The organism is Congregibacter litoralis KT71, from assembly GCF_000153125.2.
Lineage (GTDB): Bacteria > Pseudomonadota > Gammaproteobacteria > Pseudomonadales > Halieaceae > Congregibacter > Congregibacter litoralis.
This window is the reverse complement of the sequence record NZ_CM002299.1, coordinates 643,904-667,713: the sequence shown is the minus strand read 5'-3', so window position 1 is coordinate 667,713 and position 23,810 is coordinate 643,904. Positions and strand designations below refer to the sequence as shown.

Below are 23,810 nucleotides of genomic sequence, written 5' to 3'. Positions count from 1 at the left end.
ACAAGCATTCACTACAGGAAGTTAAAACGTGACCACGGATATCAGCAGCACGATTGATAACAGCACGACAGACAGTGCCTTAGAGCAGGCCGACCCAGCTGCGAAGGACCCTCAGCAGTACATCGCTGATCTGGGGGCCCGGGCAAGCAGGGCTGCACACCTGTTGGCTCAGGCCACTACGGACAAGAAAAATGCCGCGCTGCAGACTGCAGCCATCGCTCTTCGCGAGGCATCAGCGGCTCTTATCGCTGCCAATGAGATAGATGTGAAGATGGCGCAGGGGGCCGAACGTCCTGACTCCTTCATCGATCGTCTGCGGCTCAACGAAGAGCGCATCGAAGGCATGGCCGCAGCGCTGGAGCAAATCGCTGAACTGCCGGATCCCGTGGGCCGTGAACTGATGGACACGACACGCCCCAATGGTCTCAGCATCAAGCGGGTGGCAACACCCATCGGCGTCATCGGCATGATCTACGAATCGCGCCCCAATGTGGGTGCCGACGCCGGCGCCCTCTGCCTCAAATCAGGAAACGCCGTCATTCTTCGCGGCGGTTCCGAAAGCCTGAATTCGACACGCATCATTGTTGAAGCCATGCGTCATGGACTCGAGGCGGCCGGCCTCCCCGCCGATGCCGTGCAACTCGTCGACAGCCCGGATCGGGCGGCCGTGGGCGCACTTCTGGGCTGCGCGGAACACGTGGACCTGGTAATACCCCGCGGCGGGCGAAGCCTGGTGGAGCGGGTACGCGACGAAGCGCGGGTCCCCACCCTCCTTCACCTCGATGGCAACTGCCATAGCTACGTACACAGCGGCGCCGACCTTGAGAAAGCCGTGAGCGTTATACGCAACGCCAAACTTCGGCGCACCGGCATCTGCGGTGCCACCGAAAGCCTTGTTGTGGATGAGGCCGTGGCAAAGCAATTCATCCCGCTCCTGGCCGACGGCCTGGAGAACTGCGAACTTCGCGGCGATGAAACGGCGCAGGCCTGTGACGCTCGTGTGAATCCGGCGAGTGCCTCCGACTGGGACGAGGAATACCTGGACGCCGTGCTGTCCATCAGGGTCGTCGCCGAGCTGAAAGAGGCCTGCGACTTCATCAATCAGCATTCGTCAGGTCATACGGAAGCAATCCTCACCGAGGAAGCAACCGCGGCGGAGTATTTTCTTAACGCCATTGATTCAGCGGTGGTGATGCACAACGCATCAACGCAGTTTTCTGATGGCGGAGAATTTGGCATGGGCGCTGAAATAGGTATCGCTACGGGCAAGATGCACGCTCGCGGCCCCGTGGGACTCGAGCAACTCACCAGCTTCAAATACCAGGTCCGGGGCAACGGTCAGACACGGAGTTAATACTATGTCCGTCTACACCTTAGTATCACTACTTGGCTACTTTGCGCTGATGATGGGTATCGGCGTGTACGCCTACCGCAACTCCACCAGTGATGTATCAGAATACATGCTGGGAGGGCGGCAGCTTCACCCCGCTGTGGGCGCGCTCTCGGCGGGCGCGTCGGACATGAGCGGCTGGATGCTCATGGGGCTGCCCGGCGCGATTTACCTGTCAGGTTTTTCCGCGGTGTGGATCGCTGTGGGTCTGGTGGCAGGTGCCTACCTTAATTATCTCCTCGTGGCACCGCGGCTGCGCGTGTACACCGAGGTGGCGGACGACGCCATCACCATTCCCGACTTTTTCGAAAAACGTTTTGACGACCGCTCCCATGCCCTGCGCGTGATCTCCTCCGTGGTCATTGTTATCTTCTTTACCCTCTACACCTCTTCCGGCGTCGTAGCCGGTGGCAAGCTCTTCGAGTCCTCCTTCGGCCTCAGCTACGAGTTGGGGCTGTTTCTCACCGCGGGCGTGGTGGTCGCCTACACCCTGTTCGGCGGATTTCTCGCCGTCAGTCTCACGGACTTTGTGCAGGGCGCCATTATGTTCGTCGCCCTGATCATGGTGCCGGTCGTCGCGATCTTTCAGCTCGGTGGCATCGAGGCAACCGCCAGCGAGGTGCGAGGCGTCAATCCCGACCTGCTCACCTGGTTCACCGGGGTTTCCGGGCTTGCACTGATTTCGAGCCTGTCCTGGGGACTGGGTTACTTCGGCCAGCCCCATATCATTGTGCGCTTTATGGCGATTCGGACCCTCAAGGACGTCGCCACGGCGAGACATATCGGCATGAGCTGGATGCTGGTGACGGTGCTGGGTGCCGTCGGTACGGGCATTGCCGGCATCGCCTACGTCGCAGGTACTAAAACCGTTCTTGAGGACCCGGAGACGGTGTTCATCCTCCTGTCTCAGGTGCTGTTCCACCCCCTGGTGGGCGGCTTCCTTCTGGCGGCGATTCTGGCCGCCATCATGAGCACTATTTCTTCCCAGCTCCTGGTCTCATCGAGCTCTCTCACGGAAGATTTTTACAAGACCTTCGTGCGCCGGGATGCCAGCCAGAAAGAGTTGGTGCTCATCGGCCGGATCTCCGTCTTCGCGGTGTCCATCATCGCCATCCTCCTCGCCTTCGATCGATCGGCGTCTATTCTTTCCCTGGTAAGTAACGCCTGGGCAGGCTTTGGTGCCGCCTTTGGTCCTATCATCCTCCTCAGCCTGTTCTGGAAGCGTCTAACCCGCAACGGCGCACTGGCGGGAATGATTGTCGGCGCCGTGACGGTGCTCTTCTGGATCTATGCCCCCATCGAGATTGACGGCCGGACGCTGTCTGAACATCTCTACGAAATTGTGCCGGGATTCGTCCTCAGCATGGGCGCAGCCACCAGCGTGAGCCTGCTGGACGAACGGCCCAAACGCGCTATCGGTCGACGCCATGACAGTATCGACCTGACCATGGCGGGACGCGACGCCCCCGCCCCCGGTAGCGCTTGATTCACCGAAATAAGGAACCGAGAATGAACCAGGTTTTTACGCCAGAGAGTCCTGCGATGTCTGCAAGGGATCAACACGAACTTGAGTCCATCCGGGCGCTGCATGTCGCCGACGAGCGGGAGGTCCTCGCCGCCCTCGTAGGAGGCGTTGCCATTGACCTGGATCTGCGCCAGCGGGCTCAGGCCCGAGCGGTGGATCTTATCGAGCGCATTCGCAGCGCGGGTCAGCCGGGGCTCATGGAAATGTTCCTGGCGGAGTACGGTCTTTCCACCAATGAGGGCATCGCCCTCATGTGCCTGGCGGAAGCCCTTCTGCGAGTGCCCGATCCCGGCACCATCGACACGCTCATTGAAGACAAGATCACCCCCTATGACTGGAGTGAGCACAGCGGCAAATCGGGTTCTGCGGTAGTCAACGCCTCCACCGTGGCCTTGATGATGACGGGCCGGGTGCTGGACGATGACAACTCAGCCAGCGTCTCGGGTCTCCTCAACCGCACGGTCAAACGACTGGGCGAGCCCGTCGTACGCATGGCCGTAAAACGTGCCATGAGGGAGATGGGTAATCAGTTCGTTCTCGGACAAACCATTGAGGAAGCGATCAAGCGCGCCGAAGGCGAGACCCGCCGCGGCTTCCGCTATTCCTTTGACATGCTGGGCGAGGCGGCGCTCACTCAGGCCGATGCCGACGCCTACTTTGAAGCCTACTCCGATGCCATACGCGCCATCGGCAAGTCTGCCAAAGGCGGCGCCATGCACGAGCGTCCGGGTATCTCGGTCAAGCTCTCGGCACTCCATCCGCGCTTCGAATATGCCAAGAGCGCTCGCCTGGAAACGGAGCTGGCGCCACGACTCAATGCCCTCGCTCGCCTGGCAAAAGAGGTCAATCTCGGACTAAACGTCGACGCTGAGGAATCCCAGCGCCTTGAGCCCTTCCTCCACGTCGTCAAGGCCGCCTTGTCTGATGAGGAGCTTGCGGGCTGGGACGGTTTTGGCGTGGTCGTGCAGGCTTATCAGAAGCGCGCCGGCGCGGTCATCGACTGGCTGCACCAGCTTGCCACGGCCCTGGACAGAAAAATCATGGTGCGTCTGGTGAAGGGCGCCTACTGGGATTCGGAGATTAAGCAAGCCCAGGTGGAGGGCGTGACGGACTATCCCGTGTTTACCCGACGCACGGCCACGGACGTGTCCTACATTTGCTGTGCCTCGAAGCTGCTCAGCATGACGGACCGTATCTACCCCCAGTTCGCCACCCACAACGCACAAACCGCCGCAACAATCATAGAGCTGGCGGGAGAGCGCAAAGACTACGAATTCCAACGCCTCCATGGCATGGGCGAAACGCTGTTCAACCAGCTCATTAAAGATGGCGCCAACTGCCGCATCTACGCGCCCGTGGGTCCCCACAAAGACCTTCTGGCCTATCTCGTGCGGCGACTCCTGGAAAACGGCGCCAATTCATCCTTTGTACATAAGGTAGTGGATCCCGCCTACACGCCCCTGTCCCTGGCCTCAGACCCTTTCTCCAATCTGGACAGACTCCATGCGGCGCGCCCCGCGGCGCTGTGCGACCCCGCCGATATATACGCGCCGGAGCGGAAAGCCGCCCGAGGCTGGGATCTCACCAACGACCTTGTGGTGCAGGAATTGGACCTGGCCAGGGAGCGTTTTCTGAATCACCGCTGGCAGGCTGCACCGATACTGGCTCGAGACATCGCGCCGTCGGATACGCGCGTGGGGAGAGATATCACCAACCCCGGTAATCCTCAGGAGGTGGTGGGCGAGTGTTTTGACGCCTCCGTCAGTGATTGCGAAAGCGCCCTGGCCTCTGCCCAGGACTGGCACAACGCCGGGGCACAGCAGCGCGCCTTTGCCCTGCGTCGAGCGGCCGATTTGTTTGAGCTGAACGCCGGTGAACTCATGGCACTGTTGGCGAGAGAGGCGGGCAAGTGCGCCCCGGATGCCGTCGCGGAGCTTCGGGAGGCCGTCGATTTTCTTCGCTATTACGCCAACCGCGGTGAGGAGCTTTCCCAGCAGCCTGCCCGGGGCATTATTACCTGTATCTCACCCTGGAATTTCCCCCTGGCGATTTTCACGGGTCAGATCGCCGCGGCCCTGGTGGCCGGTAATGCCGTGCTCGCAAAGTCTGCGGAATCCACACCTCTCATTGCCGCCGCGGCGGTGCGACTGATGCACGCCGCCGGAGTACCCCGTGACGTGTTGCAATACCTGCCGGGAGACGGCGCTACCGCCGGCACGGCGCTTACATCCTCACCGGAGGTAGCCGGGGTGTGCTTCACCGGATCAACGGCGACCGCCAAATCCATCAATCGGACCATGGCTGCCAAACTTTCTCCATCGGCACCGCTGATTGCAGAGACCGGCGGCATCAATGCGGGCATTGTCGATTCCACCGCGCTCCCCGAGCAGGCAATCCGCGACGCTCTCGCCTCGTCGTTCCAGTCCGCAGGCCAGCGCTGCTCCGCATTGCGTGTCCTCTACATCCAGGAAGATGTGGCCGATGTGCTTCTCGACATGCTCTTTGGCGCCATGGACGAACTGGACCTGGGTACCCCCTGGTCCCTGGCAACGGATATCGGACCGGTCATCAATCCCCAGGCCCAGGCCTCCATCCAGGCCTACGTCGATAAGGCGAAGGACGAAGGGCGACTTCTCAAACAGCTAAAAGCACCGGGTACGGGCTATTTTGTCGGGCCCGCGGTGGTAGAGGTATCGGGCATCGCTGATATCGAAAACGAAATATTCGGCCCCGTGCTCCATATCGCCAGGTTTGCCGCCGATGACTTCGACAAGATCATCGATGACATCAACAACAGCGGCTACGGTTTAACCTTTGGTTTGCACACCCGCATTGATGAGCGCGTGAAAGAGGTCTCCTCCGCCGTTCACGCCGGCAACCTTTACGTCAATCGCAACCAGATCGGCGCCGTGGTGGAGTCCCAACCCTTTGGTGGCGAGGGCCTGTCCGGCACGGGACCCAAGGCGGGAGGACCCCGCTACGTGCAACGTTTTCAGCAGCCCCTGGGCGCTCCGGACCTGGCGCTTGAAGACAGCGATACGGCGATGGCCGACGCCCAGGCGGTACAGTCCGCTATCGATGCCCTCGACTGGCACGAGGCCCAGCCCCTGGAGGTGCGGGACATGCCCGGGCCCACGGGAGAGGCGAACCGGCTGGCACTGTGGCCGCGAGGTCTGGTGCTCTGCCTGGGTCCCACGGCTCAGGAAGCGGCCATGCAGGCGGGAACCGCTCGCCGTATGGGTTGCCCCGCGCTGATGGTCGCACCGGGTGTGGATAGCAGCCAGGGTATTGATGGCAAGCTAGCCCGCGAGGCCCTGACCACCCTGAGCAACATCGCCGTCGTTGCCCTGTGGAGCGATGACAAGGACCTGCGGGAAGCACGGCGGGCATTGGCAGCCCGCGACGGTGCGCTTATCCCCCTCGTGACGGAAGACGATCTCGATAGTTATTGCGTGCACGAGCGTCACACCTGCATCGACACCACCGCCGCTGGCGGCAACGCCAGCCTCCTGGCTGCTGATAGCGATTAGCGCAGCATTGCCTCAGCTGAGCGGTGGTGGATGTTTGCTTACTCGGACTTTTGAGTCACCACGCTCCAGACGTGGCCAAAGGGATCCCGGAGTTTGCCGTGGCGCCCGAAGAACTCATCCGTAACGGGCCTGATAGCGGTTGCCCCGGCGGCAATCGCGCGATCAAACCAGGCGTCGGCGTCGTCAACCTCCAGGTTGATGGTAAAGGTCGTGCGGCCGCCGAGGGTTTCCGGGGCGACATTCCCGACCACCGCCTCTAAATCGGGAAACTCATCTGCCAGCATCAGCATGTGGTCGTTGATGCGCAGCGTCGCATGGCCCAGCTTGCCTTCGTGTTCGTAGCGTGCCACCTCCTCTGCCGCAAAGGCTTTTTTATAGAACGCTATGGCAGCAGCGCCATCGCGAACACAGAGGTAGGGGGCAACGGTTTTCATAACAAGCGGGTCTCCGCAATGTTGGAGAGCGTTTCAGGCCACCAGGGCCCGTCCCGAGTGCTGCCGCCTCTTATCCGAGGTTTTGCCAGGGTTGGCCCCCGTGACGGGACACAGTACAGTCAAGCGCTAAACCTGCTCTCCGTCAATTTTTATCAAGGTACCTTCAGTCATGGTTAAAACCCGACCTGTCACGGAACAAGCCCGACGCTGCTCTTTCGGAAATTTTTGCGCCCGCATTCCCGCCGCCATGCTACCCATCCTGCTGCTAAGCGCCGGACCGGCGACCCTGGCGGCGGAAGAAATAGCGCCCGTTGACACGGTAATAGAGGGCCTGACCCTGCGGGCCATCGGCCCCGCAATAATGGGCGGTCGTATCGCAGATATCGAAGTGAATCCAAAATCGCCCAGCACCTGGTACATCGCCGTGGGCTCCGGCGGCGTGTGGAAGACCGACAATGCCGGCATCACCTGGAGCCCTGTCTTTGATGAGCAAAAGTCCTACTCCATCGGCGAAGTCACGCTGGACCCACAGAACCCCAACACCGTCTGGGTGGGCACCGGCGAAAACGTCAGTGGCCGCCACGTGGGCTGGGGCGACGGGGTCTATCGCAGCCTGGACGGTGGCACGACCTGGACATCCATGGGGCTTGAGAATTCCGAGCACATCGGTCGCATTCTGGTAGATCCCGACAACTCCGATCACATACTCGTCGCGGCGGAGGGCCCTCTGTGGTCTTCCGGGGGACAGCGAGGTGTCTATCGCAGCACCGACGGCGGCGAAACCTGGGCGGCGGTGCTCAGCGTAGATGACAAAACCGGCGCCACGGACCTGGAGTTTCATCCCGACGATCCATCCATCGTCTACGCCGCCACCTATGAGCGCCGACGCACCGTGTGGTCCTTTCTCGCCGGCGGCCCCGGCTCCGGATTCTGGAAGTCCACGGACGGTGGCGCCACCTGGCGGGAGATCACCCGTGGACTGCCTAGCGCCAACGATACCCTGGAGGTCGGTAAGATCGGCCTCGCCGTCACACCGGCAGCGCCGGACCGCGTCTATGCAACCATCGAAGCGAATGACGGCGAACAGGGATTTTTTGTAAGCCATGATCGCGGCGAGAGCTGGGAGCGCCGAAGCGACTACATTTCCGGAGGTACGGGACCTCATTACTATCAGGAGATAGAGGCCTCACCGGTCGACGCCGATCGCGTTTATCAGATGGACGTTTTCCTCCACGCCACGACCGATGGCGGGAACACTTTCACGGTTTTGGGAACGGGGCGCGCCAAGCACAGTGACAATCACGCCCTCTGGATTGATCCAACGGCGCCCACCCATCTTCTTGCGGGCACCGATGGGGGGCTCTATGAGAGCTTTGATGACGGCGCCACCTGGCGACACTTTCCCAATCTCCCCATCAGTCAGTTCTACAAAGTCGCGGTCAGCGATCACAGCCCATACTACAACGTACTGGTAGGCGCTCAGGATCTTGGCACCCTCCACGGTCCGTCACGCACCACCAATGTCGAAGGCATTCGAAATCAGGACTGGTACGTTCCCTACGGTGCTGACGGTTACGGCGTGGCCTTTGATCTCTTTGATAACGACGTGTTTTATCAGATGAGCCAGAAAGGCAACCTCATCAGACATCACTCGCCCAGCAAGGAAAACACCAGCATCCGCCCGCAACCCGCTGCTGGCGAAGCGCCCGAGCGCTGGAACTGGGACTCGCCCCTGGAAGTCAGCCCGCATAAGGCGGGTCGGATCTTCTTCGGTTCCCAGCGGCTGTGGCAAAGTGATGACCGCGGCAACTCCTGGACGGCGATCAGCGGCGATCTCACCTCGGGGACAAACCGCTTCACCTTGCCCGTGGATGGACGGGTGCGCAGTACCGACGCACTCTGGGATCTCGGCGCCATGTCCGGTTATGCCACGCTCACGGCGATCTCTCAGTCGCCCCTGCAGGAAACGAACCTCTGGACCGGAAGCGATGACGGATTGGTGCACAGCACCAGCGATGGCGGCAGAAATTGGAATCGGGTCACGCCACCGGCGCTCCCCGACGGCGCCTTTATCAACGACATAGAAGCCTCCCAGCACAATGACAACGGCGCTTTCGTAGTCGCGGACAATCACAAGACCGGCGACTACAGGCCCCTGCTCTTTAGCACCAACAATGGCGGAAAGAGCTGGCGCGATATCAGCGGCGACCTGCCGGAGGACATCATTGTCTGGGCCATCCAGCAGGATCACATCGAACCGGAGCTATTGTTTCTCGCCGCAGAAAACGGGCTCTATGTGACCCTCGATGGTGGTGAGCAGTGGCACATTCTCGGTGCCGGCGTTCCTACGGTGCCCTTCCGGGATCTCAAGCTCCAGCGTCGCGACAACGATCTCGTAGGGGCAAGCTTCGGACGGGGTGTTTACATCCTCGACGACTATCGCCCCCTGCGCGCCCTGGCAGCCAAAGTGAGAACCGGGGGCGATGCGGCTCCCGGCGATGATATTGCCTTGTTCCCCGTGCGGGACGCCTGGTGGTATCTCCCTTCGAAGCCCGGTCAGGCAGCGGGCATTCCCAGCCAGGGAAGCACCGCCTACAAGACTCCCAATCCCGAGCCCGGGCCTTTGTTCAGCGTCTATCTCCCAGCCCTTGATCAAACGCCGAAGGAACAACGCCGGGAGCGGGAACAAGAGCTGGCCGCCGCCGGGAAGGATGCTCCCTTCCCCGGTTGGGATGCGCTTAAGAATGAGGCCACAGCGGGGAAAACCCGTTACTTCCTTGAGATCCGGGATGGCGACGACAGTCCCGTGCGCCGCATCGGCCTTGAAGACACCGAGGGGCTCCAACGCCTGACTTGGGACATGCGCGGCGATGCCCCCGATCCCATCAGTTTTCCCGACGGCAGCTTCCGGGCACCCTGGATGAGCGATCCCCAGGGACCGCTTCTGGCGCCCGGTGCTTACAGCGCCCAATTGCTGAAGGTCGGCCCCCGGGCTGTGGAACGGCTGGGAAGCACGCAAAGCTTTGAGTTGAGGGCGCTGCCGACCCTGCCCGAGGGCACGGACTACCTTGCAACGGTAGCGTTCCAGAAGGAGCTGAGCGACGCCCAGCGGCAGCTCCATGCAGTGGACGAGGCTCTCAAGGAAGTCGCCCGGGAGTCCGCCTATCTTCGCGCCGCGGTAAATGCCTCGCCCCAAAGCGATCCCGCGCTGCACCAGTCTATTGATGCCTTGGAAGCCGAGATTGCCGATCTCAAGACCCTGTTACGCGGTAATCCTGCACGCAACCGACTGAGCGAAGCCCTGACGCACAGCGCTGCCCGACGCATCAGCTCTGCGGCTCAGGCCATGAATACGCGCATGCCCCCCACGGCAACCCAACGGGAGGATTTGCGCCTGGGCAAGCTGTGGATGAGCGACATCACTCGAAGAGCGACGGCCTTACGGAATGATCGCCTCGCCGGTATCAAGGCCGCCCTGCGAGATGCCGGGGCGCCCTATGTGCCAGGTCAGGCGCTGAGCTGGTAAGCAAGCGAGGCGGGCACGATTAATCCCAGTCGGGTGCCGCCACGGCGGGGCCCGCCACGGCGTTAAAGGCTGCGACATCCTCGCTCACCAGGGTTTCCCATGCGGACATGGCTTCCTGCCATTGCGGTCGAAGATCATTCAGACGATCCCGCTGACCACGGGTGAGCCCCAGCACCGCTCTGTCGGCCTGCTGATAGACGTCGATGAGAAAGGCATCAATGCGCGGATGAAAGTTCAAGACATCCTGAAAAGTCTCCCGCTGGGGTGTTGTCACTGATTTTTGCCAGGCCTCGAGCTTGTCGAGCAGGTCCTCAGCCGCTTCTGCCACCGCATCGTCACCGGCGTTTTTCGCCAGGGAATGACGCAGGGTTACCTGCTCCTGAATGCTTTGCAGACTGCTCACCCGCGTGTAGATCGCGTCGATCATGGCAAAGACCTCGTCCACAAAGACCTGCTGCTCTGCAATGGCATCGCCATCGTAGCTGTTGATGGGATCCCAGCTCACCTCAACGGTCTGTTCCTGAACCTCGTCCCCAAGGGTTAGACGCACGATGTAGGTCCCCGGTGCTACCGCATAGCCGGCAATGGACTTGTCGGCGCGGGCGCCATACACCACGTCGTAGTTCAGGGTCTCAGTGGAATCCGTGCGCAGGTCCCAGATAAAGCGGTTCAGCCCCTGCTCCGCGGGGATCACGCCTCGTCCCCCTTCGATACCCTTTTCCGCATCGGTCTCAAAGCTGCGAATGAGCTCACCCTCTTCGTTGAGCACCTCCAGGGTCAACGTCTGCTCCTCAAGATCAAGGGCGTCGCTCAATGCGTAGTAGAGCACGGCACCATCGGGCGCACTCGGCGCAACGCTCTCTCCGCCACCGGCGCGTCCCTCGGTAGGTGTCAGGCGAACCGCTGGCATGGGCGCATACAGATGCACCGCAGCCGATGCCTGAGCCTCGTCAAACTGTCGCAGGGGTGAAATGTCATCGATAACCCAGAAGGCCCGACCCTGGGTCGCCAGCACCAGATCATTCCGGCGCACCATGAGATCCGTGATGGGCACAATGGGTAGCGTGCCCTGAAACGCCTGCCAGTCTTTTCCGTTGTTAAAGGAGATAAAGAGACCGCGCTCCATACCGGCATACAAAAGACCCGCCCGTTTCGGATCCTCACGTACTACTCGTACAAAGTGCTCATCGGGCAGTCCGTCCATAATAGACGACCAGCTGCGACCGTAGTTGGACGTGCGGTAAACGTAGGGTTTGTTGTCGCCCTCCTTGTACTTCATCACGACAACATAGGCCACGGAAGGATCGTGAGGAGACACCTCAATGGCGTTGATGAGACCCCGACCGGCGTTTTTAGGCGTTACATTCTTCCAGTTCTCGCCGCCATCCCGAGTGACGTGTACCAGGCCGTCATCGCTCCCCACCCACAGGGTATCGGGGTCATGTGGGCTCTCCGCAAGGGAGAAGATGGTGTTGTACTGCTCGATGTTCTCATTGGTGTAAGGGCCCATACCCTCGCCCTGCTTGTCCGCTTCATCGCGGGTCAGATCGGGGCTGACTTCCATCCAGTCATAGCCGCGATTTTCCGACTTCAGGAGTACATTGCTACCGTGGTAGACCACTTTGGGATCGTGCAGAGACACATGGATCGGCGAGTTCCAGTTAAAGCGATATCTGGAATCCGTGGCCAGCTGGCCGAGACCGGTTTCGGAGTAGGCTTTTACGGAACGGCTTGTGCGCGTCTCCGTATCGAACTCATCGATAAGCCCGAGATAACAGCCGGCATAGGTGTAACGGGGATTATTGGGATCCATGGCCACATAGGCACTTTCGCAACCACCGTGCACCTCCCAGTCGTCACGGCCAATCTCGCCATCCCGGGAGCGGCTGCGAATGGCGACCGTGGAGTTATCCTGCTGCCCGCCATAAATCCGGTACTCAAAGGCATTGTCGGTGTTAACGCGATAAAACTGCGCCGTGGGTTGATTGTCCTGGCGAGACCAGCTCTCGGCGCCATCAAAGGAGACGTTGGCGCCGCCGTCATTGGCGTTCACCATCCAGTCTGAGTTATCGGGATTGATCCATAGGTAGTGGTTATCGCCATGGGGCGTCTGCACCTGGTTAAAGGTCTTGCCGCCATCGATGGACTTCATGAACGGTGCGTTGAGCACGTACACGGTGTTCTCATCATTGGGGTCCGCAAAAATGTGCATGTAGTACCAGGAACGTGCCCGCAGGATGCGTTCACTGTTCAGCTGGCTCCAGCTATCACCGCCGTCATCAGAACGGTAGAGTCCCCCCTCGTCGCCCTCAGCTTCGATAATCGCCCAGACGCGACCGGATTTTGCACCGGATACGGCGACACCGAGCTTGCCCATGCCCTCGGGCAGATCGTCAACCAGGCGCTCCCAGCTCTCACCGCCGTCCGTGGAGCGCCAGAGGCCACTGCCCTCGCCGCCGGAGCGAAGCTTCCAGGGCGTGCGCTGGTTATCCCACATGGCGGCAAAAAGGATACGCGGATTGCCGGGGTCAATAGCCAGATCCACCGCGCCGGTGCTTTCGTTGAGAGGGGTCAGAACGCGGCGCCAGGTCGCGCCGCCATCGGTGGTTTTGAACACGCCCCCATCATCGGCGGGGGCGTAGGTGTTGCCCTGGGCAGCGACCCAGATGGTGTCAGGATCCTGGGGGTGAATGCGAATCTCACCAATCTGGCGGACATTCTCGAAGCCGATGTGCGTCCAGCTTTTGCCGGCATCGGTAGATTTATACACGCCGTCGCCCTGGGAAGAGGCGATATTCCGAAAAGGTGATTCCCCCATACCGACGACAACAACATTGGGGTCAGAGGCGGCTACCGCGATAGCGCCCACAGCGGAAGAGCCAATATCGTCATCGGAGACGGGATGCCAGCTGGCCCCGGCGTTTTCGGTTTTCCACACCCCACCGGTGGTGCCCATGTAATAGACGTGGGGGTTCTGCCGAACACCTACGGCGACCGTAGCCCGTCCGCCACGGAAGGGGCCGACGTTGCGCGCCTCAATCCCATCAAAGAAATCGCGATCGTCCTCTGCACTCATGGCAGCCGGAACAATGGCGGTAAAAATCATGCTCAAACAGGCGAAAAACAGCGCTGGCTTCATATCTGGCCCTTCAAAAGATGTGTGTTGATAACGCAATTCCGTAACCCCGAAAGTATATGTCAGAATCCACGGCAACAAACCCCGTGTCACCCAAGGCTGATAATCCATGTTTTCAGGCGCGCTCTTTAAACTCCCCCCAAAATCGTCACAGCAGAGCAAGGCCGGCAAACTCCGGGGGATCCTTGGGTGGGCGTCACTCGTACTGCTCACGCCCACACTCCTCGGCGCGCAGGCCGAGGCCATCACCCTGGACGATGTTTTTGCCTCCCCCAATATGTTTGGCACCCCGCCGTCGGCCCCGAAGTGGGCGCCGGACAGCCAGCATTTCGCTTTTAGCTGGAATGACGAAGGGCTGCCCGAGCGGGGACTGTGGTTGGCATCGGCAGACGGCGAAGAGCTGGAGGAGCTGCAGCTTCCCGAAGCATCGGACGCTCTTTCGGACTTCATCTGGCACGGCGACAGCCAGGCCCTCCTCGTGGTTTTGGGCAGTGAGTTGTGGCAACTGAGTATCAGCGATCGGTCATCGCAGCGATTAGGGGTGCTCGGCAAGGGCGCATCCAACCTTGGCCTCGCCCCCGACGGCAGCAAAGTGGCCTTTCTCAAAGAGGGCGATCTATGGATCTTTGATCTTGAGAGCAAGACCTCACAGGCGCTGAGCAATGTGGGTATCGCGGGCTTGTCGGCATTATCGATCGGTCGCTATAACCGGCCGGAGCGGGAAATCGGCCCGGGCATCTGGGGTGGCCCCACCTATGCGTGGTCACCGGACAGCGGCACCATCGCCGTGCACCTGGTCGATCGCCGGCATCTGCCCAAGGTGCCTTTCCCTGACTACCTATCGCCCGAGACCAGCCCCAATGAGATTCGCAGAGCCTATCCCGGAGACGCCAACGAGTCCCGCCAGGTAGGCCTGATCAATGTGAGCAGCGGAAAGATGCAGCTGTTGCCCCTAGAGAGCCCCAAAGCCCGCCAGGTGATTGGTTTTTCCTGGTCTGTCGATGGAGTGCTCCTCGTGGATATCGCCTCGGATACGGCAGAGGATCGCTGGCTGTACCGGGTCGACGACATGCAACTGGAGACGATCTGGCATAGCCACCGCGAGAGCCGCATCTACACCGGCTTCGCCTCGGCATGGGACGCCGACGGGCAAAATATTGTGTTCCTCAGTGACCTTGATGATCGCTACGGGCTGTATCGCATCAACGCCCTGTCGATGGAAGAGTCGTCGAAAGAGGCGTTGGAAGATGCGTCGGAGGAGTCGTTGGGAGAGTCGCTGGAAAAGTCACCCAGGCTACTCAGCGATCCGCGCATGGATGTGCTCTCTGCCCCGCAGATCACCGCCTCGGGACAGATCATCTATGCCGCCAATGCCCCCTCGGCCGCCGAAAGCCAGGTGTTCCGCGTGGGTCCGGATGATGGAACGCCAGAGCGACTCACACAACCCACACAGATTACACAACTACCCGGATACAACACGCCCTACCCCTCCCCCGATGGCAAGCACCTCGCATTTCTCCACAGCGAGGCTGCCCGGCCGCCGGAGCTTTATAGCGTTGCCACCGCAGGCGGAGACGCGCAGCGCGTCACGCACTCCCAGGGAGCGGCCTTCAGTGAGCAGACCTGGGCTCGCACACGCTATGTCAGCTTTCCCAGTCTGATTGATGACTACACACTCCATGCACGCATCCTGGAACCGCCGGTTCTCGAGCCCGGCAAACAATACCCCGTGCTCTTCGGCCCCATGTACTCCAATACGGTGCGTAACCGCTGGAGTGGTCGATATAGCCGCATCCAGCAGCTGTTGGTGCAGAAGGGCTACATCGTTGTGCAGGTGGATATGCGCGGCAGTACCGGTTACGGGCGGGATTTTCGCGAGGAGTTTCTCGTGGATTTTGCCGGCGATGATATTGAGGACATCGTCAGTACCGTTGAGTATCTGAAATCCGAAGCCCACATGGACACTGATCGCATGGGCATCTGGGGAAGCAGCTACGGCGGCACCCTATCTATCTACACACTATTGAAAAAACCCGGGCTTTTCCGTGCGGGCGTGGCTGCGGCAGCGGCGGTGGATCCGCACTTCTTCGGTACCGATGACGTGGCTATTGTCCGTCGCCCGGATACGCACCCCGGGATATTCCTCAACAGCGCCGCGCGCTATGCCAAAAATCTCGAGGACCATCTCCTGATCATCCACGGCATGCAGGATCAGGTCGTACCCTTCAAAACCACCGCCGCCCTTGCCGATGTCCTCATCAGAGAAGGAAAAGACTTCGACTTTGCTTTTGCCCCCGGGGCCACCCACAGCTGGAGCCGCGAAGCGCATTATTCGCGCTATCTGTTTGGAAAGATGCTGCAGCACTTTGATCGCTATCTGCAGCCCCGGGAAGGCATGCCGCAGCGAGGCAAAAATCAGCGCTGAAGGTTACACTGAAGCCCGAAATGACCCGGGCCCTTTAACTCAAGCTGGCGTTTAAACGGCAGCCCTCAGACGCACAGAGGTTCTGCTTGTCCACTTGAGCCCTGTCGCCTCCGTTCAGATTCTAATTTTTGGGAGTGATACTGCGTGACCCTAGCGACCTTTACCTCGGCCACCACCCGCTTTTTGGGACTTGGCTCAATCCTTTCCCTGGCCGTCAGCGGCTGCAGCAACCAGCTGGCGGACAACAGCGAGATGGCACCCGCAGCCGTGATCGCCGCTCTGGAAGCCGCCGCCCGGGGCGAGCCGCACCCCGATGATCTTCATCCGGACACTGCCAGATCCGGAAAAGCCATGACGCCGACGCAAGCTGCCTTTGACGTGCAGCACTACACGCTCAGCCTCAAGGTGATGCCCGAGACCCGCTCCATCGACGGGCGCGTGGATGTTCGCTTTGATGCTCTCGAAGCCCTGGATACAGTGCAACTGGATCTCGACCCACGGCTATCGATTAAAGAAGTCACCCTTGGGGACACCGCCCTGAGCGTCCGTCGCGAGGCGGGCTCCTTTTTTGTCACCCTGCCCTCAACGCTCGCTGCGGGCGCCAGCGCCACAATCTCTGTGGCTTACGGTGGCAAGCCCCATGTGGCCCTGGCCCCCCCCTGGTTTGGGGGCTTTGTCTGGTCCGAGGTAGACGGCACACCCTGGTTTGCCACCGCCGTACAGGGCGACGGCTGCGATCTGTGGTGGCCCTGCAAGGACAACTTCGCGGATAAGCCCGATGAGGGCATTGATCTCGCCATCTCGGCACCCAGGGGCGTCAAGATTGCCTCCGTGGGTGTATTGCGCTCCGTTGACGAAGGTGATGATGGCTTTGATACCTGGCACTGGAGCTCCCGACATCCCTATTCAGGTTATGCCGTAGCGATTAACGGCGGCCCCTATGAACTGGTGGAGGATGAGTACACCGGCGTCAGCGGTAGCCGCTATCCCATTCAGTTCTGGGCCCTGAAAGAAAACGCTGACAAAGCCCGCGACCTTGTAAACTCTGACGTCATCCCCGACCTCGAATTCTTCGAGCGACTCCTGGGACCCTACCCCTGGGGGGATGAAAAAGCCGGTTTTGTGGAAACGCCCCACCTGGGCATGGAGCACCAGACCATCAATGGCTATGGCGAGCAGTACAAGCGTGGTCGCTATGGCTATGACTGGCTCCTCCATCACGAGCTCGCCCACGAATGGTTTGGCAATGTTATGACCCACGCCCGCCCGGAGGACGCCTGGCTGCATGAGGGTTATGGGGCCTACATGCAGGCGGTCTACGCCGAAGAGACCGTCGGAGCCATGGGCTACTTTGACCACATGTACGGTGCCTACACCAACAACGAGCACTGTCTGCCTGTGGCCAATCCCGAGGTGATGGATGCCGGAGAGGCTTTTGACAACCGGGATATCTATACGAAGGGCTCCTGGATGCTTCACAGCCTCCGCCGCTACATTGGCGAAGACGCTTTCTGGGCCGGTACCCGACGTCTGATCTATGACACGGCGGAACCCTGGTCTCTCAGTTACCCCATTCAATTCCGCTATCGCTCCACGGAAGACTTTATCGCCATCATGTCCGACGAGGCGGGCGAGGATGTGAGCTGGATCGTCGAAACTTATCTTCGTGAAGCGGGGATGCCGGAGCTGATCACAAGCCGGGACGAGGGCAAACTCAGCCTCGCCTGGGAGGTGCCAGGGGATCGTGACTTCCCCATGCCCGTGGAGGTGAGTATTGACGGCGAGCGGGTTATTACAGATATGTCGTCGGGCCCCCAAAGCCTCGCAGTGCCCGAGGGGGCCCGCGTGCTCATCGACCCCGACAGCAAGATTCTTCGCACTCTGCCGATTATCGGCGATTGCTCAGAGCAGACCGAACAACAGATTCAGGACAACATCGAGCGCTTCACGCGCATGGCAAAAGACTACGGCTGGCAAAGAGACTAAAGCATGAAAACCCTCGAACACCTTTCAGGAAAGAACCCTACACCTCTCCATACCCCCCTCCGTGCACCCCTGCGCAGATCCCTGGGCGCCCTGGCGCTGGCCCTTACTTTTGGGAGCAGCCTGAGTGGGCTGACCCAGGCTCAGGAACTCACGGACCCGACGATGCCGCAAATCCTGGATCTTGATGATCGCGCCGCGACCATCGATCGCTGGCTGAGAGAGCGCCTGGACACCCTGATAGCGCCCCTTATGCGGCGCGAGGGTGTGGATATGTGGATCCTCGTTGCCGGTGAATACGACGAGGACCCGGTGGTCAAAACCATGCTGCCCGCCACCTGGCTGGCCGCACGGCGCACGACCATCATGATTTTTCATGACCGCGGCGAGGAAGCCGGCGTAGAACGCATGGCCGTGGCCCGCTATCCGGTGGCGGATCTGTTTCCCGCTGCCTGGAATCCCGAAGAGCAGCCCGACCAGTGGGAACGTGTGGCCGAGATCATCCGTGAGCGCAATCCCAAGGCCGTCGCCATCAACACCTCCGAAGACTTCCCCCTCGCTGACGGACTGAGCGCCGGCATGCGGCGCAAGCTTGAACGGGCCCTGGGCTCCCTCACGGAAAGAGTCGTTGAGAACCATAATCTGGCCATCGGCTGGCTTGAGACGCGCACGGAATCCGAGATGGCCGCCTACCCCCAGCTTGTGCGCATTGCCCACGCGATCATTGCCCAGATGTTTTCCGAAGCCACCATCACTCCCGGCATCACCACCACGGAAGATCTGCGCTGGCACCTGAGACAGCATGTGTCTGACCTGGGGCTGGATACCTGGTTTCATCCCTCGGTCCATGTCCAGCGAGCCTCCCAGTCGGCCTTCTCCATTGCCAACATGAGCCTCGATGAAGGCGATGTGGTGATGCCCGGCGATTTTCTCCATGTGGACTTCGGGATCACCTATCTCCGGCTGAATACCGATACCCAGCACCACGCCTACATTTTACGTCCCGGCGAGACCGAAGCGCCCAAGGGTCTGAGGGATGGCTTGGCGGCAGCCAACAAGGTTCAGGATGCCCTCCTGGCGACCTTCAAGAGTGGCCGCTCCGGCAATGAGATGCTCGCCGAGGCGCGTAGAACCATCGAGGCTCAGGGCATCAAAGGGACGATCTACACCCATCCCCTGGGTCTCCACGGCCATGGCGCCGGGCCGGGCATCGGCATGTGGGATAACCAGGGGCCCATGAAGGGCGCGCGAGGTGTCTACCCCCTGCGACCGAATACCGCCTGGTCCATTGAACTCAATGCCGAGGCTCCGGTACCCGAATGGGGCGATCAACAGGTGCGTTTTATGACCGAGGAAGACGCGTTTTTTGACGGTGAGACCGTACGCTATCTGGATGGACGGCAAACGGAAATCACCCTTATTCCTAGACAGCAGTAAGCCGCGTCCAGGAGACGGGAGCGCGCCTAGCGTTCCCGCTCTTCGTCCAGTCCGGGACCTTTGATCTTAATAAAGGCCTGGGATTCGGGTTCCACATCCTGCAACACGAAATTATCGATAACGGGGAAACGCTCGGGCAGAGGCGTCACCCACTCCTGATACACAAGCAGGAAGTCGTCCTCAATTTCGGCGCCGATGGTGAGAAGCTCAATGTCGCCCCCGGACCCCGCTGTGTCACCCTGATCATTGGCAGGCAACCCTGAGAGCAGCTTGAAACGTTCGTCTACATATAAAGCGACGAGGGCCAGACTGCGAAGCTCTTCGATGGGCAGGGTGCCACCCATGTAGCGATTGACGACAATGGCATCCGCCAGATGCATACGGTGCACGATCTCAAAGCTCTCACCGGCCCAGGTGATATCGGTCCACACTGCATGACCCCGGTGCGCATTTGCGGGAGCCAGGCAGACGAGCAGTATTGCACTGGTGACCCAGCGCAATACTGTCGACGTGGCTGCGTGAGAGAAGTCTCCCGTCTTAGCCACCGTTCGCAGGTTTCAGCGGCGCTGCCTTGCCATTCTCGGTATCAGTTTTGGCGCTGTCTTTCAGCTCATGGAGCATATCGGCCATGAGATTGCGCTTCTTGGGCTTTGACTTGTAAGCCGCGAGGCGTGATTGATGAATCACCGACGGGAAGCGGTTGTTACTGTAGTCTGCATCCGCCGTCTGGTGCCGTCTATCCACTTCAATGTAGGCAATGGGCTTTTCTTCTATCAGCCGATGGGTCACCTTCACGGCATTCTTTCGCCAGATTTCCGCTGCCAGTTCCAGCTCCCGGCTGGAGCCGTCCTCGTACTGAATATGCAGCATCAGAGGCGAGGGCACTCCACCGAGATTTTCAAAATCAAGGAAGTAGAAGATATCGTCGTCTTCAATCGCCTGATTAAACGCCCGCTGCTCCCAGGGCTCGAGCTTTTTGAACTTGTCCGCCGCATCGTTGCGATCCTTGTTCGTCACCGTATAGCGATCGTTGTCACTGTACAGGTCCTTGAGATCTTCAAATCGCTCTTCCCGGGGCACGATGCCTGCAGCCTGGTTGCGCTCAATGTTCACGGGTACGGGGTTGTCGCGGTTATGCTCCTCCCGATCCAGGGGGTAATCCACGTCGGGATCACCGGTCTTGAGACGGTAGGCACGAACATCTGTGATCGCCATATCCACATAGTCCGTGGTGTAAAACCACGCGCGCCAGAACCAGTCCAGATCGACGCCGGATGCATCTTCCATGGTGCGGAAAAAGTCCGCCGGGGTCGGGCGCTTGAACTTCCAGCGCCGGGCATATTCCCGGAAGGCAAAATCAAAAAGCTCGCGTCCCATGACAGTCTCTCGGAGCACCGTCAGCGCCGCGGCAGGCTTGCTGTAAGCATTGGGGCCCAGTCGCAGTACAGAATCTGACTGGGTCATAACCGGCACCTGATTCGGCGACATCATGTACTCGGGGATCATATCGAGGACGTTGGTCTCGTTGATGAGCGAGTTGGAGATGCGACGGAAAGCGGGGAAATCTTCTTCCCACTCCAGCTCCGCCACGTATTCCAGGAAGGTATTGAGCCCCTCATCCATCCACGTCCACTGACGCTCGTCGGAATTCACCACCATGGGGAAGTAGATGTGTCCCACCTCATGAATCACAACGCCGATAAGGCCGTACTTGATGCGACGGGAATAGGCCAGCTCCGCAGCCGCCCGGGACTCGGCAGAGTCGGGATCGTCTGGCTTGGCGCGGGGCGGGTCAGGACGATAGCCGTTAAAGGTGATCATGGGGTATTCCATGCCGCCGCCTTCCCAGGTGTTCACCGACTGCGCCGTGGGATAGGGATAATCAAAGGAGAAGCGGCTGTACACGTCCATGGTGTGCACGACGGCCTGGGTCGAGTACTTGGACCACACGGGCTCGGCTTCGTTGGGGTAAAAAGACATGGCGAGAACGCGCTCGTGCTCGGCACCCGGCTGCTCGTGGACCATGGCATCCCAGATAAATTTGCTGGAGCTGGCCCAGGCAAAATCGCGCACGTTTTCGGCTTCAAAACGCCAGGTTCGGGTACCGGAAGGCTCAGACTTTTCGTTCTCCAGGGCTTCTTCGGGGGTGACAATAAAACGCGGCTTGTCAGAACCCGCGCTGGCCAGGCGTTTCTGCTGCTCACTGCTGAGCACGTCACTGGCGTTTGCCAGGGCACCGGTAGACGACACCACGTGATTGTCCGGCACGGTGAGAGACACATCGTAGTCGCCGAACTCCAGGGTGAACTCACCGCTGCCTAAAAAGGCCTTGTTGTGCCAGCCGTCATAGTCGCTGTAGGCCGCAAGGCGCGGGAACCACTGGGATAAAAAGAAGATCTGGGTGTCGGACTCGTAAAACTGCTCGTAGCCACCGCGGCTGCGAACCGTGTCGCGCTCGATAATGTCAAAGGTCCATTCCACGTTGAAGCTGACGTACTCGCCGGACGCCAGGGGCTCGGGTAAATCCACCCGCACCATGGTGTCGACCACGGTAAAGGGCAGATCCTTGCCGGAATCCCCGGTAAAACTCAGATTGCGGTAGCCGTAGTCGCCAATGGACACCGCCTGATGGTCGCGCAGATTGCGGTAGGACACGCGATCGGAGCTGACGGTGCGGGAGCGCCGATCCAGGGAGTCTCTCTTGAAGCGGTTTTGGTCCAGTTGCAGCCACAGGTAGCGCAGAGCATCCGGCGAATTATTGGTGTACACAATCCGGGCAGTGGCATCGATGCGTCGCGCGTCAGCGTCGAGACGCGCATCAATATCGTAATCCGCCTGTTGCTGCCAATAGGCGTGGCCCGGAGCGCCGGACGCCGTGCGATAGACATTGGGCGATGGCAGTTCCTGCCCAAGCTGGGCAAAAGCCTGGTTCATCGCGTATTAGCGGGATATAGCAAGTAGTAGAGGCGGACAGCCAATCGGTTTAGGTTGTAAGTGCAACCAAACAGCCGACCGAAGGACCGCCGCCATGCTTGATGCTACGTTTCCTGGCCTCGCCTGGGAAGGGTTTGTTCCTATCTCCTCGAAGACTCTGGGCTCCAGCACTTGTGTTATCCATCTCGCTCCCGATCCAGCGCAAGCTCCGGCGTGCGCGCAGTGCGGGGCCTTGTGTCCAAAGGTTCACGATACGCAGTATCGACGGGTGAGAGACCGCGATCTGTTCGACTATCGCGTATGGTTAGATGTGCCTGTCAGGCGCGTGCGCTGCCGGCGCTGTGGTGTGGGCCGCGAACGGCTTTCCTGGTTAGCGCCCCGTGCTCGCATGACGGAGCGCATGCGTCTTCACGCGGAGGTGCTGCTACGACTGCTGCCGATCAAGCATGTCACCGAGCTCACAGGTCTGCATTGGCATACGCTTAAGGCGATTGATAAAGCACGACTGGGACGCGAGTTGACGGCCCCAGACCTGAGCCGTGTGCGTTATCTGGTGATGGACGAGTTCGCGTTATTCAAGGGGCATCGTTACGCCAGTGTTGTGATGGACGCCGAACGGCGGCAAGTACTGTGGGTCGGCGAAGGCCATTCTCGCGAAGCGGTCAGGCCCTTCTTTGTCTGGCTGGGTGAGCATTGCCAGCACATCGAAGCCGTTGCGATGGACCAAAATACCGCCATGGATCTAGAAGTGCAGGCGCACTGTCCGCAGGCGCGCGTGGTCTACGACCTCTTCCACGTGATGGCCAAGTTCGGCCGTGAAGTCATTGATCGTGTGCGAGTCGATCAGGCGAATGCGTTACGGCAGGACAAGCCGGCTCGTCGAGCGGTGAAGCAATCTAGATGGCTACTACTGCGCAACCCGGAGAATCTAGATGAACGGCAGGCGGCGGATCTCAACGAGCTCCTGGCGATTAACCGACCCTTGATGATCACATATTTGATGAAGAGCCAGCTAAAGCAGCTTTGGTATGCCAAGAACGAAAGAGCCGCTCGGTGGCGTTGGACGCATTGGTACAACCAGGCTCTGGCAAGTGGGATTGAGCCGCTCAGGCGCTTTGCAAAGAACCTGAAACCGTATGCCGAGGGCATTATTGCCAGTGCTGTTTACCCGCTAAATACGAGCGTGCTGGAAGGTGTGAATAACCGCATCAAGGTCATCAAACGAATGGCCTACGGATATCGTGATAGTGATTATTTCTTCCTCAAGATTAAATCCGCTTTTCCCGGAAAGGCGCGATGAACCAAAAGCCTTGGCACCGGAGCCTATGACCTCCTGGGCATTGGCGGTGGAAGACAGCGGTGCGAGGCCCGCCATGAGGATTCCCAGAGACAGTAGCAATGAGCGATAACGCATAATCAGAACAGTAGCCGTAGATAAAATTAGCCGCGAAGATTAGCAGATGCTGCGGGGTTTTGGGGAGTGCCGCAGG

General features: G+C 60.1%; 12 protein-coding genes. 8 read left to right on the top strand and 4 right to left on the bottom strand.

All coding sequences use genetic code 11. The features are described 5' to 3' along the window. The first annotated feature begins 28 nt into the window (after nt 1-28). Genes KT71_RS03040 through putA form a run of 3 tightly spaced genes read left to right on the top strand, consistent with a single transcriptional unit; the run spans nt 29 to nt 6,445 of the window. Nucleotides 29-1,354, top strand: a complete 1,326-nt coding sequence (locus tag KT71_RS03040) for a glutamate-5-semialdehyde dehydrogenase (RefSeq protein WP_008292942.1) — start codon at nt 29-31, stop codon at nt 1,352-1,354. A 4-nt stretch (nt 1,355-1,358) separates the two neighbouring features. Next, on the top strand, nt 1,359-2,876 hold the full coding sequence (putP, locus tag KT71_RS03035) for a sodium/proline symporter PutP (RefSeq protein ID WP_023659878.1): 1,518 nt from the start codon (nt 1,359-1,361) through the stop codon (nt 2,874-2,876). 23 nt (nt 2,877-2,899) lie between these two features. Then, complete coding sequence (gene putA / locus KT71_RS03030; protein ID WP_023659877.1) at nt 2,900-6,445, top strand: bifunctional proline dehydrogenase/L-glutamate gamma-semialdehyde dehydrogenase PutA; 3,546 nt, start codon at nt 2,900-2,902, stop codon at nt 6,443-6,445. 38 nt (nt 6,446-6,483) lie between these two features. Here the strand turns inward: putA and KT71_RS03025 are convergent, their stop codons facing one another. Then, complete coding sequence (locus KT71_RS03025; RefSeq protein WP_008292945.1) at nt 6,484-6,879, bottom strand: VOC family protein; 396 nt, start codon at nt 6,877-6,879, stop codon at nt 6,484-6,486. Nucleotides 6,880-7,048: 169 nt separating this feature from the next. Between KT71_RS03025 and KT71_RS03020 the strand changes: the two genes are divergently transcribed. Further along, entirely contained in the window at nt 7,049-10,405 is a 3,357-nt protein-coding gene (locus KT71_RS03020) for a VPS10 domain-containing protein (protein ID WP_008292946.1), read from the top strand. Nucleotides 10,406-10,424: 19 nt separating this feature from the next. On the opposite strand, the gene KT71_RS03015 is transcribed toward KT71_RS03020, so the two are convergent. Beyond that, the gene (locus KT71_RS03015; RefSeq protein WP_008292947.1) at nt 10,425-13,544 is read right to left on the bottom strand and encodes a WD40/YVTN/BNR-like repeat-containing protein; all 3,120 of its coding nucleotides are present in this window, start codon (nt 13,542-13,544) and stop codon (nt 10,425-10,427) included. A gap of 106 nt (nt 13,545-13,650) precedes the next feature. Between KT71_RS03015 and KT71_RS03010 the strand changes: the two genes are divergently transcribed. From KT71_RS03010 to KT71_RS03000, 3 genes are all read left to right on the top strand, one after another. Then, a complete protein-coding gene (locus KT71_RS03010; RefSeq protein ID WP_008292948.1) occupies nt 13,651-15,966 on the top strand; it encodes a S9 family peptidase in 2,316 nt (771 codons plus the stop codon). 144 nt (nt 15,967-16,110) lie between these two features. Beyond that, on the top strand, nt 16,111-17,952 hold the full coding sequence (locus tag KT71_RS03005) for a M1 family metallopeptidase (RefSeq protein WP_008292949.1): 1,842 nt from the start codon (nt 16,111-16,113) through the stop codon (nt 17,950-17,952). Nucleotides 17,953-17,955: 3 nt separating this feature from the next. Continuing rightward, nucleotides 17,956-19,386, top strand: coding sequence for a M24 family metallopeptidase (locus tag KT71_RS03000; protein ID WP_008292950.1), 1,431 nt, complete (start codon nt 17,956-17,958; stop codon nt 19,384-19,386). 26 nt (nt 19,387-19,412) lie between these two features. Here the strand turns inward: KT71_RS03000 and KT71_RS02995 are convergent, their stop codons facing one another. Further along, nucleotides 19,413-19,931 (bottom strand): DUF6702 family protein, encoded by a 519-nt coding sequence (locus KT71_RS02995; RefSeq protein ID WP_023659876.1) that lies wholly within the window; start codon nt 19,929-19,931, stop codon nt 19,413-19,415. Beyond that, the gene (locus tag KT71_RS02990; protein WP_008292952.1) at nt 19,924-22,320 is read right to left on the bottom strand and encodes a M1 family metallopeptidase; all 2,397 of its coding nucleotides are present in this window, start codon (nt 22,318-22,320) and stop codon (nt 19,924-19,926) included. The genes KT71_RS02995 and KT71_RS02990 overlap by 8 nt, the downstream gene beginning before the upstream one ends. Nucleotides 22,321-22,414: 94 nt before the next feature. Here KT71_RS02990 and KT71_RS02985 point away from each other — a divergent pair, with 94 nt between their 5' ends. Continuing rightward, nucleotides 22,415-23,620: an ISL3 family transposase gene (locus tag KT71_RS02985; protein WP_023659875.1), complete on the top strand. Its 1,206-nt coding sequence runs from the start codon at nt 22,415-22,417 to the stop codon at nt 23,618-23,620. Nucleotides 23,621-23,810: the final 190 nt, after the last annotated feature.